At 72.2% G+C, this 15776-nt stretch carries 12 protein-coding genes; 3 read left to right on the top strand and 9 right to left on the bottom strand.

Annotated features, from left to right (window positions below; all coding sequences use genetic code 11):
- Nucleotides 1-164 precede the first annotated feature (164 nt).
- The 7 genes from EDC02_RS29885 to EDC02_RS29855 all read right to left on the bottom strand — a co-directional run bounded on the left by EDC02_RS29885 (nucleotide 165) and on the right by EDC02_RS29855 (nucleotide 8369).
- Nucleotides 165-827, bottom strand: a complete 663-nt coding sequence (locus tag EDC02_RS29885) for a hypothetical protein (RefSeq protein WP_123605642.1) — start codon at nucleotides 825-827, stop codon at nucleotides 165-167.
- On the bottom strand, nucleotides 824-1420 hold the full coding sequence (locus EDC02_RS29880) for a CDP-alcohol phosphatidyltransferase family protein (protein WP_123605641.1): 597 nt from the start codon (nucleotides 1418-1420) through the stop codon (nucleotides 824-826). Before EDC02_RS29880 ends, EDC02_RS29885 begins: the two co-directional genes overlap by 4 nt.
- A gap of 147 nt (nucleotides 1421-1567) precedes the next feature.
- Nucleotides 1568-4546 carry a glycine--tRNA ligase gene (locus tag EDC02_RS29875; RefSeq protein ID WP_123607223.1) on the bottom strand — a complete coding sequence of 993 codons (2979 nt, stop codon included), beginning with the start codon at nucleotides 4544-4546 and terminating at the stop codon, nucleotides 1568-1570.
- A 153-nt stretch (nucleotides 4547-4699) separates the two neighbouring features.
- Nucleotides 4700-5098, bottom strand: a complete 399-nt coding sequence (locus EDC02_RS29870; protein WP_123605640.1) for a PPOX class F420-dependent oxidoreductase — start codon at nucleotides 5096-5098, stop codon at nucleotides 4700-4702.
- A gap of 76 nt (nucleotides 5099-5174) precedes the next feature.
- On the bottom strand, nucleotides 5175-6773 hold the full coding sequence (locus EDC02_RS29865) for a CotH kinase family protein (protein ID WP_123605639.1): 1599 nt from the start codon (nucleotides 6771-6773) through the stop codon (nucleotides 5175-5177).
- Nucleotides 6773-7450 (bottom strand): DUF4956 domain-containing protein, encoded by a 678-nt coding sequence (locus EDC02_RS29860; protein WP_123605638.1) that lies wholly within the window; start codon nucleotides 7448-7450, stop codon nucleotides 6773-6775. The genes EDC02_RS29865 and EDC02_RS29860 overlap by 1 nt, the downstream gene beginning before the upstream one ends.
- A 1-nt stretch (nucleotide 7451) precedes the next feature.
- The gene (locus tag EDC02_RS29855) at nucleotides 7452-8369 is read right to left on the bottom strand and encodes a polyphosphate polymerase domain-containing protein (protein ID WP_123605637.1); all 918 of its coding nucleotides are present in this window, start codon (nucleotides 8367-8369) and stop codon (nucleotides 7452-7454) included.
- 201 nt (nucleotides 8370-8570) lie between these two features.
- On the opposite strand from EDC02_RS29855, the gene EDC02_RS29850 reads away from it, so the two are divergent.
- Genes EDC02_RS29850 through EDC02_RS29840 form a run of 3 tightly spaced genes read left to right on the top strand, consistent with a single transcriptional unit; the run spans nucleotide 8571 to nucleotide 12871 of the window.
- Nucleotides 8571-9326 carry a response regulator transcription factor gene (locus tag EDC02_RS29850; protein ID WP_123605636.1) on the top strand — a complete coding sequence of 252 codons (756 nt, stop codon included), beginning with the start codon at nucleotides 8571-8573 and terminating at the stop codon, nucleotides 9324-9326.
- A complete protein-coding gene (locus EDC02_RS29845) occupies nucleotides 9326-10906 on the top strand; it encodes a cell wall metabolism sensor histidine kinase WalK (protein WP_123605635.1) in 1581 nt (526 codons plus the stop codon). The genes EDC02_RS29850 and EDC02_RS29845 overlap by 1 nt, the downstream gene beginning before the upstream one ends.
- Before the next feature lie 57 nt (nucleotides 10907-10963).
- Entirely contained in the window at nucleotides 10964-12871 is a 1908-nt protein-coding gene (locus EDC02_RS29840) for a PAS domain-containing protein (protein ID WP_123605634.1), read from the top strand.
- Nucleotides 12872-13201: 330 nt separating this feature from the next.
- Here the strand turns inward: EDC02_RS29840 and EDC02_RS29835 are convergent, their stop codons facing one another.
- Nucleotides 13202-14941 (bottom strand): dolichyl-phosphate-mannose--protein mannosyltransferase, encoded by a 1740-nt coding sequence (locus tag EDC02_RS29835; protein ID WP_370461615.1) that lies wholly within the window; start codon nucleotides 14939-14941, stop codon nucleotides 13202-13204.
- Entirely contained in the window at nucleotides 14938-15771 is an 834-nt protein-coding gene (locus EDC02_RS41980) for a hypothetical protein (protein ID WP_233606510.1), read from the bottom strand. Before EDC02_RS41980 ends, EDC02_RS29835 begins: the two co-directional genes overlap by 4 nt.
- Nucleotides 15772-15776: the final 5 nt, after the last annotated feature.

Genomic DNA, 15776 nt, shown 5'->3' with positions numbered 1-15776 from the left:
GTGAACACTGTCTGGTGGGCCGACCCGCCGATGGCCGTCCCGTCTGGCCCGGTAAACGCGCTGCCACGACGCGATCACCGAGGTTTTGTTAAGCCGTTGGACAAATTAGGGACTGTCGGCTCTGTTTCCGGCAAGGGCTAGGCGTGTAACGGTTTGATAAACGCTCAGCCGGTGAACCAGCTCGGAACCATCGCAAGGGTGACGAACCGGATCGATCTGCCGACGAAGCAGACCACTGTGAACACGCTGGCCGGCATCCGGGTGCCACCGGCCACCACCGTCGTGACCAGCAGCGGAGGCACCCCGATCACGCTGCTGGCGAACAGAGTGGGGACGACGAACGCCGGCTCGTACAGCCGGCGGTGCTCCCTGGCCACCCAGCCCGCCCAGCCGGACAACCTGCTGCGCAGCCCCGGCGGCAGCCGGTCGCCGATCGCCGGACCGATCCGGCGGAACCATCCGGCCCGCGACCTGCCGTCCGCCGCCGTCGTGCCGTCCGCCGTCGGGTCCGTCGTCATGCCGTCGGCCGGTGTCGTATCCGCCGCCGTCGTGCCGTCGGCCGCCGCCACGCTGGTCGTGGCCGCCGCCTTCGGAGCGGTCCGCTTGTCCAGCCACCGGCGCAGCCACGGCGACCGGATCACCCCCCGCGACGCCAGGAACATGGCGAGCTTGGCGGCGGTCTGACCGAGCGCCGCAGCGACACCCAACGCGACCGGTTGATAGGACGTGGTGGCGGTCAACGCGATCAGGTACGGCTCGATCGGAGTCACCGGCGACACCGCCGACAACGCACCCACCGCGACGGTGGCCAGCAGAACCGCGATCACGAGGAGGCGGCGCGCAGACCCGGAAGGTCGACAGCGAGCGGGATCCGGGCCACCACGACGAGCGAAGCGAGCTTCACCACGGCGATGGCCAAGGTGAACGCCACCGGGAGCACCGGCGACGGTGCCAGCACCACCAGCAGCACCAGGCCACCGGTGTTCAACGCCTTCGCCACCGGCGACCAGTTGAACCGGTACACCTGGGTGTGCACAAGATGGAAGTAGTTCGGGCTCAGCAGCGGCCACCGCAGGAAACTCAGGCTCAGCACCAGATCCACCACGACGAACTGCACGACGAAGATGACCAGCGGCACGGCCATCGACGGCAGCAGCGGAATCAACGCGGCGGCGACCGCCAGGCAACAGACCCGGTCGCAGACGATGTCGTAGACGGCACCGAACCGGGTCTCCTGCCGCAGCAGCCGGGCGGCCAGACCGTCCGCCATGTCACCGACCCAGTAACACGTGATCGCGACGCCGGTGAGCAGCGCGCTGTCGCCGACGACGGCCAGCACGGCCAGGCCGACGGCGACCACGGTCCGGACCGTGGTGATCAGATTCGGTACGTTACGGACCGGCCCGGCAGGCCCGTTCACCCAACCGTGCGGCGCGGCCGTGGCGGCACCGGCGGACGGGTGCGTGTCGCAGGCTCCCGGAGACGTGATGGCCGGCCCCCGCCTTCCTCGTCGACACCGAGTGTGGACTGACAGACGGTAGCACGGCCGGCGGACCACGCCGCCGGGTCACATCCGCAGCTGCGGCCAGTCCAGCACGTCGGCGGCGAGCGTCGCGACCGTGGCGAGCAGACCCAGTCGGGCCTGGCGTAGCTGCGGATCCTCGGCCATCACGAAGACGTCGTCGAAGAACGCGTTCACCGGCGCGGTCAGTTGCCCGGCGATCCCGGTGAACCGGTCGAGGTCCGCGCTGTGATCCAGGTCGGCCCGCACCTGCTTGACCACCTCGTGCAGCCGTACCTCGGCCGGCTCGGTGAGCAACGCCGGGTCGTACTCGGCGGGCACGTCGGCCGGGACGATTCGCCGGGCCCGCTGCAGCGCCTCGGCGAGCGTCCGGAACTGCTCGTCCGTCAGCAGCCGGTCCAACTGGGTCAGCAGCCGGTCGACCAGCTGCGGCCGGTCGGCGTGCGCCAGCACCGCGCGGACCCGGTCCACCGGCTGACCCTCCTCGGTCAGCAGCTGCTCCACCCGGCGGGTCAGGAACTCGACGATCTCGGCCAGCACCGCATCGTCGACTGGCACCGGCTGCCGCCGGGCCGCCGCCGCCAGCCCGGCGGCCAGCGAGATCCCGGCCAGCCCAGGCTGGCTGCGGTGCACCGCCAACAGCCCCAGCACCGCCCGCCGGATCGCGAACGGGTCACTGCTGCCGGTCGGCATGCCGACCGTGGCGGCCAGCCCGGTCACCAGATCCAGCCGGTCGGCCAGCGACAGCAGCGCCCCCGGCAGCGACTGCGGCAGCTGGTCACCGGTGCTGCGCGGCAGCTCGGCCTCGAACACCGCCCGGGCGACCGCCGCCGGCTCCCCGGCGTGCTCGGCGTAGTCACGGGCCATCACCCCGGCGAGACTGGTCATCTCGGTGACCATCTGCGAACCGAGGTCGAACTTGACCAGCTCGGCCGCGCGGCCCAAGGTCACCCGGTCCGGATCGGACAGCGCGATCACCTCGGCCAGGTCGCTGGCCAGCCCGGCGATCCGGTCGGCCCGGTCCGCCATCGAGCCCAGCTTGTCGGTGAAGGTCAACCGGCTCAGCCGGGACCGCAGCTCGGCCAGCGGGGTGGCCCGGTCAGCGCGGTAGAAGAACGCGGCGTCCTCGTACCGGGCCCGCAGCACCGCCTCGTTGCCGGCCCGCACCAGATCGGTGTCGATCGCGCCGTTGGCGACCGCCACGAAGTGCGGCAACAGGGCACCGTCCGCGCGACGCACCGGCAGGTACCGCTGATGCTTGCGCATCACCGTGGCCAGCACCGCCTCGGGCAGCTCCAGGTAGCGTTCCTCGAACCCGCCGAGCAGCGGCGTGGGCTGCTCGATCAGATCCACCACCTGGGTGAGCAGACCGGCCTCGGCGGTCAGGTCGACCTGACCGCCGACGCCGGTGGCCAGCTCACCGGCGGCGGCGGTGATGATCGCCCGGCGTTCGTCCGGGTCCACCACGATGCCGGCGTCGCGGACCGTCGCCAGGTAGCTCTCCGCGTCGGCCACCTCCACGGTTGACGTCGCGGCGGTCCGGTGCACCCGGGTGGTCCGGCCGGCGGCCAGGGTGGACACCTCGACCGGCACCACCACGTCACCCCAGAGCGCCAGCAGCCAGCGGACCGGACGGGTGAACGCCAGCTGCGGATCCCGCCACCGCATGTTCTTCGCCGAGCGCAGGCCGGTCACCACCCCGGCGAGCACCTCGGTGAGGACCTCCGTCGCGGTGCGGCCGGGCTCGTCGCGCAGCACCGCCAGATGCGGTACGCCGCCGATCTCCACCCGGGCCAGGTCGGCCACCTCGACCCCCTGGGAGCGGGCGAAGCCCGCCGCAGCCGGGGTGGGCGTGCCGTCCGGCCGGAACCCGGCGGCGACCTTCGGTCCGCGTACCGTGCGGGTGTGGTCGGGCTCGCGGGTGGCGACCGCGTCGACGATCGCGACCAGCCGGCGCGGGGTGGCCAGCACCCGGACGTCGCCGTGCGCCAGCCGGGTGGCGGCCAGCCGGTCGGCGACCAGCTTGGCGACCTGCTGGCGGGCCGAGCGGACCTCCGACGGCGGCATCTCCTCGGTGCCGATCTCGAACACCAGCTGCCGGGCCGGGTCCGACTCACCGGGCTGCGCGGCCGCCTCGTCGGCCTGCCCGGCCGGTGCCGGCGGCACCACGCCCAGCGGATGACCCAGCTCGTCGCGGCGGCGCACCCACAGCTGCGCCACCTCGCCGGCCAGCCGGCGCATCCGGGCGAACTCGGTGGCCCGCTCCGCGGTGGAGACCGCGCCCCGCGCGTCCAGCACGTTGAACGCCTGTGAGCACTTGAGCACGAAGCTGTGCGCCGGCACCGGCAGCCCGGCGTCGATCATCCGCTGTGCCTCGGCGGCGTACAGGTCGAGCAGTTGCCGGTTGGTGGCGACGTCGGCGTCGTCGAGGTAGTAACGGGACATCTCGTACTCACCTGGGCCGAAGATCTCGCCGTAGGAGATGCCCGGCGCGTACGCGATCTCCTTGAAGTGGCGGACCCCCTGCAACGCCATCATGATCCGCTCGATGCCGTAGGTGATCTCCACCGACGGCACCTCGAGGTTGATCCCACCGGCCTGCTGGAAGTAGGTGAACTGGGTGATCTCCAGCCCGTCCAGCCAGACCTCCCAACCGAGACCCCAGGCGCCGAGCGCCGGTGAGGCCCAGTTGTCCTCGACGAACCGGACGTCGTGCGCGGCCACGTCGATACCGAGCGCGGCCAGGCTGCCGAGGTAGAGCTCCTGCGCGTCGCCCGGCTCCGGCTTGAGGATCACCTGGAACTGGGTGTGCGTCTGGATCCGGTTCGGGTTCTCGCCGTACCGGGCGTCGTCCGGGCGTACCGACGGCTCGACGTAGGCGACCCGCCACGGCTCCGGACCGAGCACCCGCAGGAACGTGGCCGGGTTCAGCGTGCCGGCGCCGACCTCGGTGTTCATCGGCTGGACCGTCAGGCAACCCTGCTCGGCCCAGTACGCCGCGAGGCGGGCCAGCGCGTCCTGCATCGTCAGCACGAATTGCTCCCAAGGTCGGTGACGGCCGGTACGTCGGGTACCGGCCGGCGGCGGTTGATTCCGGGCCATTCTATTTGCCCGGCCGCGACCGACCTGAACGGGCCGTGACCCGCGCGACGGTGGGTGGTTCGCTGGGAGCGGAGGTCAGCGGTCGAAGCCCCAGGCGTGGTAGGACTCCACGGTCAGCCAGGCGGACACCCGGGGGCGCTCCCGGTCCGCGTAGCGGTCACCGGTGTAATGCCGGGCGAGCCGGTCGATCCCGGTCAGCTCGGGGTCCGGCTCGATGGTCACCCTGCCGTGCAGGCTGACGTGCCGGTACCAGGAGTCGCCGTCCAGCACGGTCAGTGACACCCTTGGGTCGGCCCGCAGATGCTCCAACCGCTTGCGCCCGGCATCCAGGTTGAGCAGCACCCGGCCGTCGTCCCACAGGTACCAGGTGGCGACGGTGACCGGCGCGCCGCTCGGGTTCACCGTGCCCATCACCGACAGGTTCGGTCGCCCCAGCATCTCGACCAGGTGTTGCGGCAACGGTGGCTTGGCCATCGACGAAGCTCCTTCCGGCTGGCGACGGGTCGATCGGTAGCGTACGGTCACCGACTCTACGGCCGCCGGAGGTCGCTCACACCTGATCGCGCAGGCTTTCTGTCCGCTGCTCGACCGTGGCCCGCAGCTGTTCCAGCTCGGTCGTGACCGCCGCGTCGTCCCGGCCGTCGACGGTCGTCAGGACGGCGGTCAGGCCGTCCAACGCGGCCGTCGCCGCGCCGCTGGCGAACATCCGCTGGTAGAGATCGCGGTACGCGGTGGCGTACACCTCGGCGAACGCCTGGCTGGCCAGGAACCGCTCCTTGAGCGGGTGGCCCGTCGACCGGCCGGGACCGCCGTCCTGTTGTGCGGCGCCGGGACCGCCGCCCTGCTGGGCAGCGCCGGGACCGCCACCGAACCGGCCACCGCCCATGGTCACCGCGTCCTGCGGCCCGAGGGTGGCGTCGCCACTGAACGTCAGGTTGTGGTCCCAGCTGACCACCGTGAACTTCCGGGTGGCCAGGTCGTACCAGAGGTAGTAGTTGCGGCCGGGACCGGCCATGTCGTCGAAGTTGAGCAGCAGGTTCTGGGCGGCGACGTAGCGGGCGAACGACTCGACGTCGACGTAATCGGCCAGCTCGTCGTCGAACTCGTCGTCGGACGCCTCGGACATCCAGCGGATCAGGTTGATCGCCGGCTGCAGGTCCTGGCTTCCGGTGAGGTTGATCTGCTTGAAGTCGTCCTGGTACTCGACCGGATCCTCGCCCTGGTAGGTGAACGAACCGCCGGCCAACGACTTGTAGAGCACGCCACTGTCACCCAGCCCGGCGGCGTAGTGCTCGTCGGGGTGTTCCACCACGAGGCGGCCGGTGGTCGGCCGGTCGTTGACCGTGAACGCGCTGTACGCGTACCGCTGGGTGGTCATCCCGGCGGTGCCGAGCAGCGACAGGGCGAGGGCCTCGTTGGCCACGGCGGTGCCGCCGCCCATTCCGCCGACCCGCACCGCGATCTCCTGCAGTCCCTGGTAGCGCCGCCCCTCGACGAACGTGTCGAAGCTGATCAGCCAGGGCAGGGTTTCCGGCTCCTCGGCGGCCAGCCCGGCCCGGCCCATACCGCCGCCCGGCCCGCCGGCGCCCTGCTGCTGGCCCTGTCCGCCGTCGGGTCGCTGCCCTCCACCGAACTGGCCGCCGTCGGGTCGCTGCCCACCGCCGAACTGGCCGCCGCCGGGTGCGGCCCCGCCACGTTGGGCGGTCTCACCGTCGCGGGTCAGACCGGACAGGGTGGAGTTGCCTTTGAGCCGGATGCCCACGCTCGGGATCGTGGTCGAGTCGACCACCAGGTCGGCCTCGACGTACTCCTTCTCGCCGTCAGTGAAGTAGGCGTCGAGCATCCGCTGGTAGTCGGCGTCGGCGAAGACCAGCGAGATCTCGTGAGCCACCGTCGAATCGAACAGGTCGACGGTGCCGGCGATGTCGACCGTCACCAGATCGGTCGCGGCGTCGGCCGCGCTGGTGACGTACGGCTGGATCCGGGTGCTGCCCAGCACGACCGTCACCACCAGCAGGAAGGCGGTGCAGCTGGCGAGCAGCCGGTAGTTGTGCCGGACCCGCAGCGGGATCCGGTGCCGCCACCGGCGCTTCGGCGGGGCGACCGACGGCGCGGCCGGCGGGTTCGGGGCGGACGCTGTACCGCTCATCACAGATCCGTCTGGTCGTATCCGGTGAGCACCGTGACCCGTTGACCGCCGGTCAGTTGGCTCAACGCCGCGATCAGCTCACCCGGCTCGGATCCCTTCTTCAACCTGACCGTGTACATCAGCTCGGTCAGCGCGCCGCCCCGGATCGACTCGATGCTGACCAGCTCGAACTCGGTGGTCAGCCGCAGCAGCACGTCCTGCACGGCGTGCGTGTGGTCGCGGTCCGGTGGCACCTGCACCTTCACCACCTGGCGTTGCACGTTGAGTGCGAACCAGTTGAAGCGGTACATCACCCCGATGATCAGGCAGATCGCGACCGTGGCGATCACCGCGAGCAGGTAGAACCGGGTGCCGCAGGCCATGCCGACGCCCATCACCAGGAAGATGAAGCCGACGTCGCGGGTCTCCTTGATCGCGTTGCGGAACCGGACCACGGACAGCGCGCCGACCAGGGCGAAGGCGCGGGCGATGTTGGAGCCGACGACCAGCATGATCAACGAGATCAGCATGCCGAGGATGATCAGTGTCTGGACGTACGACTGGCTGTAGGACACGTTGCGGTGGGTGGCCCGGTAGACCCAGCCGATGATCGCGCTGAGCACGAAGGACAGCGCCAGCGACGCGGCGATGTCGCCGAGGCTGAACGTGCTGGACAGGTCCTGGAAGGTGATGTCCATGTCAGGCCCGCCCGCCGCTCGCGCCGACGGCCAGCAGTTCGCCGACCGGCCGGTCCGGCTCCGGTGGTGGCGCGTCGGCCGGCAGGTGGAACACCGACCGCGGGGCCCGCCCGAACGCCTCGACGCACTGGCAGTACTTGCTGACCCGCACGACCGACAGGTCGGCCTTCGCGGCGAGGTCGGTCAGCCAGTACGGAACCCGTTCGTTCGCCTTCACCTCCATGATCGAACGCCACGGCGGGACGATGAACCGGTTCTCGGCGTCGACGCCCAGGCGCAGGTCACGGTCTCGACCCCGGACCCGGGTGTCCAGGGTTACCCGCAGGCCGAGATCGGTGCCGGTGCCGACGAACGCCTGCCGGTGGTAGCCGGTGATCGCCACCGGGCGTAGGTCCAGGCCGTTGACCAGGCTGAGGACCTCCTGCACGAAGCCCCGCTGCGGCTCGGCGTGGTCGATCATGGTGCGGCCGTCGCAGAGTTGACGGGCCAGTCGGTACGGCAGCGCGATCCGCCGTTTCTGGGTGACCCGGTTGACCCGCTGCTTGATCTCGACGTGCACGGTGGTGTCGTCGTCGATGCCGGTCCGGTCACCGTAGTGCCGGATCCGCAGTTTGCGGCGGAACCGCAGCCCTTCGATCTTCTCCCAGTAGAACCGCAGGTCGTCGGTGTCGTAGTAGAGGCTCCACACCCCGTACCCGGTGGTCCCGGCATGGCTGTCCCGGTCGAGTCGGCGGGCGAGCCGGTCACGCAGCGCCGGCACCGCCGCGTTGTCGACCAGGTACTTGATCTCGTACCGGTTGAACGCGTGCAGCCGGGTGACGCCCCGCAGCGCGTGACCGGCCCGGTCGTCCGCGCCGTGACCGGCCCGGTCGTCCGGTCCTGGGCCGGTCGCCGTCGGCGGTGCCGATTGGGGTCGCATGGGCAGGTCCTCACCTTCAGGTAGGGCGGATTCGGTGTGAAGGTGAGGAAACACCGCGCAGATCAAAACAACCTCGGAACGGGCTGCGATGTTCAGGTAAACGGCAGATGGCCGACGGGTGGCCGGGGGTGTCTGCGGTCGCCCGGTCACCCCACAGCTGGCTCCCAGCCGGCTCCGAGACTGCGCCGGTATGCATGGCTGATGACCTCATCCGCCGAGATCGGCCAGGCAGCCGACGCCGGACCGGACCGGGCTCCCCGGATCCTGGTCGTCGACGACGAGCCGAACATCTGCGCCCTGCTCGCCGCCACGTTGCGGCTGATCCGGTTCGACGTCCGGGCGGTCGACGGCGGCCGGGCCGCCCTGGTGGCGATCGAGGAGTTCGAGCCGGATCTGGTGGTCCTCGACGTGATGATGCCGGATCTGGACGGCTTCGAAGTGGCCCGGACGATGCGCCGGGGCGGCCGCCGGCACGTACCCGTGCTGTTCCTGACCGCGCGGGACGCGGTGCAGGACCGGATCGCCGGGCTGACCGTCGGAGCCGACGACTACGTCGCCAAGCCGTTCAGCCTGGAGGAGGTGGTGCTGCGGATCCGGGCGATCCTGCGGCGCAGCGGCGTCGTCGACGAGCCCGAGCCGACCGACCGGGTGCTGCGCTACGCCGACCTGGAGCTCGACGAGGACGCCCACGAGGTACGCCGGGCCGGCCAGCGCGTCGACCTGTCGCCGACCGAGTTCAACCTGCTGCGGTATCTGCTGGTCAACGCCGGCCGGGTGGTCAGCAAGAGCCAGATCCTGGACCGGGTGTGGAGCTACGACTTCGACGGCGACGGCCGGATCGTCGAGTCGTACGTCTACTACCTGCGCAAGAAGGTCGACCAGCATGAGCCGGCTCTGATCCACACCGTCCGGGGGGTCGGCTACACGCTGCGACTGCCCCGATCGGGCGGTGTCTGATGCGGCTCCCGAAACGGTTCCGCTCCCGGATCACCGTACGGCGGTGGTCGCACTGGACGCTGCGGTCCCGGCTGGTGCTGGCCACCGCCGTCCTCACCGCCGTCGCCCTGCTGCTGGCCAACACGGCCGGTCTGGTCCTGCTGCGGCAGAGCCTGACCGACCGGCTCGACGAGCAGTTGCGGCTGATGAGCCGACCGTACGCCGGATCCGCGCCGCCCACCCTCGACCCGGACGGTCCCCGACCCCGGCTGTTCCCCGGTGCCTCCCTGCAACCGGCCCAGTCGGTCCTGCTGTACGACGCCGACGGGACCCTCACCGAGCAGTTCTCCTCCGACCCGGATGCCGCCCTGCCGGAGTTGGACGACTATCCGGCGCTGGTCGAGCGGGCCGGCGTCCAGCGTCCCTACACGGTGCCCGCCGCCGACGGTGACGGATCCTGGCGGGTGCTCGCGGTGACCCGCGCCGACGGCGGGCTGGCGGTGGTCGGCGTCTCGCTGCGCCAGGTCGACGCGACCGCCGACACGCTGCTCATGATCGACGTCGCGGTGGTGCTGCTGATCCTGGTCCTGCTCGGTCTGGTCGCCGCCGCGACGGTCCGGCTCGGGCTGCGACCGCTGACCCGGATGGAACGCATCGCCGCCGAGATCACCGGCGGCAACCTGTCCCGGCGGGTCCTCGACGCCGACCCGCACACCGAGGTCGGCCGGCTCGGCGGGGCGCTGAACTCGATGCTGGACCGGATCGGGGCCGAGGTCGCCGCCCGGACCGCCTCGGAGCAGCGACTCCGGCAGTTCGTCGCGGACGCGTCGCATGAACTGCGCACCCCGCTCACCTCGATCCGGGGATTCGCCGAACTGTACCGACGGGGCGGGGCGACGCCCGGCCCGGAACTCGACGAGGCGATGCGCCGGATCGAGGCGGAGGCGGCCCGGATGGGGCTGCTGGTGGAGGACCTGCTGCTGCTGGCCCGGCTCGATCAGCGTCGGCAGCCGGTACGCCGACCGGTGGATCTGCTCGCGGTCGCCGCCGACACGATCCGTGACGCGTCCGCGCGGGCCCCCGACCGCCGGGTCCGGATGGCACCGGCCGGCCCGGTCGGCTCCGCCGTACCCGATCTGCAGCCGGTCTCGGTGCCCGGGGACGAGTCGGCGCTGCGCCAGGTGGCCGCGAACCTGGTGGCGAACGCGCTGCAGCACACCCCGCCGACGGCCGAGATCACCGTACGGGTGGGGTACCTGCCGGCCGGCGCTGGCGGTGCCCTGTCGGACCGGCCGCTCGCCGCGGTCGGGCGGGACCTGCCGGCGGACGCGCCGCTGGCGGTGATCGAGGTGGCCGACACCGGTCCCGGCGTGCCGGCGGCACACGCCGGGCGAATCTTCGAGCGGCTGTACCGGGTGGATCCCAGCCGTACCCGGGCGCGGGGCGGCGGCTCCGGGCTCGGCCTGGCGATCGTCGCGGCGATCGTCGACGGTCACGCCGGCCGGATCGAGCTGTCCGACCGGCCGGGCGGTGGTGCCGTGTTCCGCGTACTGCTGCCCGGGCCGATGTTGTGCCGGCCCGCACCAGCCCTCATGCTTTAGCCGGGGGTCGGCGCGGTCCACGGTCCGGGCGGCCGGCCAATGGTTGAAGGAGTCCCGGTGCCACGGCGCGTCCTGACCGGTTACCTCGCGGTGCAGGCTGTCCTCGGCGCGGCGGTCTTCGGGGCCCCGGCAGCCGCCGCCGTCTGGTGGGGGGCGATCGGCGTGGTCAGCGTGGCCGCGGTCGGTTGGGGGATTCACCGGCACCGGCCGCCCCGCCGCCTTCCCTGGCTGCTGCTGGCCGGCGGCGCCGGGGCGTTGGCGGTCGGCGACGTTCACTACGAGCTGTCGCGGCGTACGGCGGGTGCCGCCGGCGACGTCCTGTCACTGATCGCCGACGTCGCCTACCTGGCGACCTTCGGCCTGCTCGCGGCCGGGGTGCTCGGCCTGACCCGGACCACGGTGGCGTTGCGGGACCGGTCCGCTCTGCTGGACACCCTGGTGCTGGTCGTGGTGACCGGCCTGGTCACCTGGACCCTGGTGGTCGGCCCGGCGGTGACCGATGTGGATCTGCCGGCGGTGGAGAAGGCGTTGCTGGCCGTGCACGGCCTCGGTGGGGTGCTGGTCGTCGTGGTGATGCTGCGCCTGGCGGCCGCCGCCTGGCGGGATCCGACGGTGATCGGGCTGGCCGTCGGCGCGGCCGGCATGCTGGCCGCCGACATCTGGTACGCGGCGGCCGAACTCAACGCCGGCTGGCAGCCGGGGCACCCGGCCGAGCTCGGCTGGTATGTCTTCTACGTCAGCTGGGGGGTCGCCGCCCTGCATCCGAACATGGCCCGGCTGGCCACGCCGTCCGCCCCGGGCCCGGACGACATCGCCGCGATGCGGGTCGGTCTGTTGACGATCACCTGCCTGACCGTGCCGTTCCTGCTGGTGATCCAGGCGTTCGCCGGAGAGCCGGCCGAGCTGCCCGACGGGCTGGTCACCGCCGCGGCGGCCGGTCTCACCACGTTGCTCGCGGTGACCCGGGTGGTCGATTCGGTGACCGGGCACCGGGCCGCCGTGCACCGGGAACGGTCGCTGCGCAGGGCCGGGATGCGGCTGCTGTCGGCCACCACGACCGCGCAGGTGGCCGAGACGGTCCGCCGGTCGGTCGGCGAACTGCTGCCGGCTGGGACCGGTCACCAGATCCTGTTCGCCGTGCGCCGCCCGGTGGCGGGGGCCGACGGCGAGCCGCCCGACCCCGATTCGGTGGCCGACTGGCAGCCGCAGGTCGTCGTCGACGATCCGTTGCCGGTGGACGCGGCGCGGCGGCGTACCCGGATCATGCCGACCCGGCTGCTGCATCCCGACCTGGCCGACCGGCTCGCCCCGGCACCGGCCGCCCTGGTGGCCGCCCTGGCCGGCCCGGACGGCCACCAGGGCGGCCGGGCCGCGCCGGCCCCGTCCGCCGGGACCGGCACCGCGCTGCTGGTCGGGGCGGCGGACGGGGCGCTGGCCGCCAGCCGGGACGCGATCGAGGTGGTCGTCGCTCAGTCGGCGCTGGCCCTGCACCGGATCGCCGCGACCGAGGACGCCGCCCGGCGGGACCGGGACCGGTACCTCAACCTGGTCGCGGGCACCGCCGGCGACGCGGTGGTGATCGTCGGAGCGGACGACCGGATCCGGTACGCGAGTCCGCCGTGCAGCCGGTTGTTCGGGGTCGAGCCGGCGGTCCTCGCCGACTGGCGGGACCTGGTGCACCCCGCCGATCAGGCGCAGGTGTCCCGGACCCTCGGCGCGGCCGGCGACCGCGACGACGGTTCGGCGGTGGGTGACCAGTGGGTGCTGCGCCGGCCGGACGGCAGCCATGTGCTGCTCGAGGTGCGGTGCCGGGACCTGCGGCGGGTGCCGGGGGTACGCGGCCTGGTGCTGACCTTCAGCGATCTGGCCGATCAGCGTCGCCGTGACTCGGAGCTGGCGCTTCGCCGGATCGACCGCAGCGCGCCGGGGCAGAACCGGCGCAGCCTCCGCCGCCGCTTTCGCTGACTATGACAGCGGATGTCGCTTTTGGTGGTTGTTCCGTTCCGTGCTGAACCGCAAACTAGCCTTGCCTGGCCCGTTGTGCGGCAGGGGTCGACCTGGTTAAGCTTTTCATGCGCGCCCCTATCGCCCGCTTCCCCCGTGGCAGGCGATCGGGGCGCGCTTCTTTTGTCTTCCAACGCTCTCCGGCACCCTCGCCCACCTGCTGTCTCAGCCGACGCTGCTGATCACAGTGGAGATATGGGTCAGGTGAGTCCACGATCGGCTGACGGCAGCCGTCCGGCGGCCGTCGACCACCGGACGGGCAGCGGGCCGGGAGCGGGCCGGCCGTGATGGTCAGATCCAGCGTCCGCCGAGCCACATCCGCGCCGACCAGTCCTCGTACGGCAGCGGCTCACCGACGAAGATCGGGTAGAAGTACGCGAAGCAGACGGCGACCAGCAGGACGTAGGTACCGGCGACCACCGCGCCGACCAACCGCCGGTCGTTGCCGGCCGGATCGGCGACCGCCGTCGCGCCGGACGGTGTGACGATCGCACCCAGCACATAGGTCACCGCGAGGACCAGGAACGGCAGCGCCGGCGCGGTGTAGAAGGAGAACATCGTCCGGCCCTCGGTGGCGTAGTAGAACCACGGCAGCAGCCCGGCGGCCACCCCGGCGAGGATCGCCCCGGCCCGCCAGTCCCGCCGGGCGATACCGAGCCAGACCAGCGCCGCCAGGGCCGGCAGGAACGACCACCACAGCAGCGGAGTGCCCAGCAGCAGCACCTCCTCGGCGCAGCTGGGTGCTCCGCAGGCGGTCTGGTCGGTCCAGTGGAAGGCGACCGGGCGGCCCAGCAGCAGCCACTGCCACGGCCACGACTGGTAGCGGTGCTCCGTCTCCAACGTGCTGTGGAAGCCGTACGCCTGGGTGTGGTAGTGCCAGAGGTTCTGCAGGGCACCGATGACCGGTGCCTCGGACATGCCGTTGTCCGCCCGGTAGTGCCGCAGGTAGCCGCCGTCGGTCAGTAGCCAGCCCGACCAGCTGGCGAGGTAGGTGCCGAGGATCAGCACCCCGCCGAGGACCAGCCAGCCGATCTCGCCGAGCACCGCGTCCAGCCACGGCCGGCGGACCCCGGCGGACCGACGGGCACCGGCCTCCCACCAGATCACCAGCAGGCCGAACACCGGGATGAACCACAGCGCGCTCCACTTGACGGCGAGACCGCAGCCGAGCAGCAGTGCCGCGATCAGCCGCCACCACGGTACGGCGAACGGCGGTCGGCCGGCGCGGCCCGGAAGAGTCGGATCGAGCCCGTCGTCGACCGCCCGCAGCCATCGTCGCCTACTCCAGTCCCGGTCGACGACCAGCGCGGCGAAGGCGGCGAGCACGAAGAACGCGAGGAAGATGTCGAGCAGGGCGGTCCGGGACAGCACCAGGTGGAAGCCGTCCAGGGCGAGCAGCAGTCCGGCCGCGCAGCCGAGGGCGGTGGAGCGGAACAACCGCCGGGCCGTCCGGGTGATGATCAGCACCATCAGGATGCCGGCGACCGCCGCCGAGATCCGCCAGCCGAACTCGGTGAAGTCGAACAGGCGGACGCCCAGCGAGATGATCCACTTGCCGAGCGGCGGATGCACCACGTACGCCGGGGTGTTGTTGGTCTCGTCCCACTCGAAGCCGTACTGGCGCAGTTCGTTGGCCTCGTTGGCGTAGTAGAGCTCGTCGAAGATCAGGCCCGGCGGGTGACTCAGGTTGACCAGCCGCAGTACGCCGGCGATCGTCACCACCACGGCGGTGGCCAGCCAGGACCACGGCTCCAGCCAGTTGTCCAGCGGCGCCAGCCGGCGACGGACCACGGACGGCAGCCCGCCCACGCCGGTCGGTCCCGACGGCCCGGTCGGGCCGGTGCCGGCCGGGTGGGTCCCCGCCGGGCCGGCGTCCGGTGGACGGACCGGCCGGTCCGCTGTCGCCGTCACCGCTGGTTCACCGCTTGCCGCGTCCGAAGCTGCCGCCGAGATCACCCCGTGATCGTAGGCCGCCGCCCGACGTGGCGGGACCTCCCCGCCGAAGAATATATCTCGGGTCGTCGATGTCAGCCGGTCCAGGTGGCGGCCAGGAACCCGGCGGCCAGCAGGACCGGTGCCAGCAACGCGGCGACCGTGGCAGCCCGACGGGCGGCCGCGGTGGCCAGCCGGCGGGCACCGCTGCCCCAGATCAGCAGTACGCCGAGCAGCACGGTCAGCCCCCAGCCGACCGACCATCGCAGGTGCAGCACGACCAGGTCGGCCACGACGTACGCGGTGTCCCGCTCGCGGTGCAGCATCCGGGCGGTCAGCTCGGCGCCGGCGGCCTGGTCAACCGGCGGTACGCCGAACAGCCGTACCCGGTCGACGGTGAAGCCGGTCTGCGCTACGAACTCGCCGAGGCACCGTCGGCCGTACCCGTCGCCGGTGCAGTCGGTGACCGTCGCGGTGCCGGTGACGCCCCGGCCGACGGCCAGCCACAGCGGTTCGGCGCTGACCCAGCCGAGGAACGCCGCCGCCGCCGCGACGACCACGATCCAGGCGATGCCGGTCGCCGGCCGGCGGGTACGCCGGACCCTCGTCCGCCGCCGACGGGCGACCGGGCGGCGGACCGGGCGGCTCGGCGGCCGCTCCGCCACCGGCACTGCCACCCGTCTGCCGTTGCCGGCCGGTCCGCCGTCATCCGGGTCGGCGCTGTCGGCTGGTGCGGCGCTGTCGGCCGGCTCGCCGGCATCCGGGGTCACGGGCGTGGCCGGTTCGCCGGCAGTTGATTCGCCACCGTGCCACCAGGTGCCCTCCGGCCCGGCCGTCGCCCAGGGGCTCGGCCGCCGCCGACGCTGCCCGGGAGCGCTCGCCGGCTCCCGGGTGGGTCGGGCGGTCGGCGGCCCGTCGGACTCCGGCATGCTGG

It is taken from the genome of Micromonospora sp. Llam0, assembly GCF_003751085.1.
Classification (GTDB): Bacteria; Actinomycetota; Actinomycetes; order Mycobacteriales; family Micromonosporaceae; genus Micromonospora_E.
The sequence above is the reverse complement of the archived record's forward strand: the minus strand, read 5'-3'. Positions and strand labels throughout refer to the sequence as shown.

Coding starts and splice junctions, on each gene's coding strand:
- EDC02_RS29870 (WP_123605640.1), bottom strand. CDS start 5,098: ATGGCCAAGCCACCGTTGCCGCAACACCTGGTCGAGATGCTGGGGCGA.
- EDC02_RS29845 (WP_123605635.1), top strand. CDS start 9,326: ATGCGGCTCCCGAAACGGTTCCGCTCCCGGATCACCGTACGGCGGTGG.
- EDC02_RS29855 (WP_123605637.1), bottom strand. CDS start 8,369: ATGCGACCCCAATCGGCACCGCCGACGGCGACCGGCCCAGGACCGGAC.
- EDC02_RS29860 (WP_123605638.1), bottom strand. CDS start 7,450: ATGGACATCACCTTCCAGGACCTGTCCAGCACGTTCAGCCTCGGCGAC.
- EDC02_RS29875 (WP_123607223.1), bottom strand. CDS start 4,546: ATGCAGGACGCGCTGGCCCGCCTCGCGGCGTACTGGGCCGAGCAGGGT.
- EDC02_RS29850 (WP_123605636.1), top strand. CDS start 8,571: ATGACCTCATCCGCCGAGATCGGCCAGGCAGCCGACGCCGGACCGGAC.
- EDC02_RS41980 (WP_233606510.1), bottom strand. CDS start 15,771: ATGCCGGAGTCCGACGGGCCGCCGACCGCCCGACCCACCCGGGAGCCG.
- EDC02_RS29865 (WP_123605639.1), bottom strand. CDS start 6,773: ATGAGCGGTACAGCGTCCGCCCCGAACCCGCCGGCCGCGCCGTCGGTC.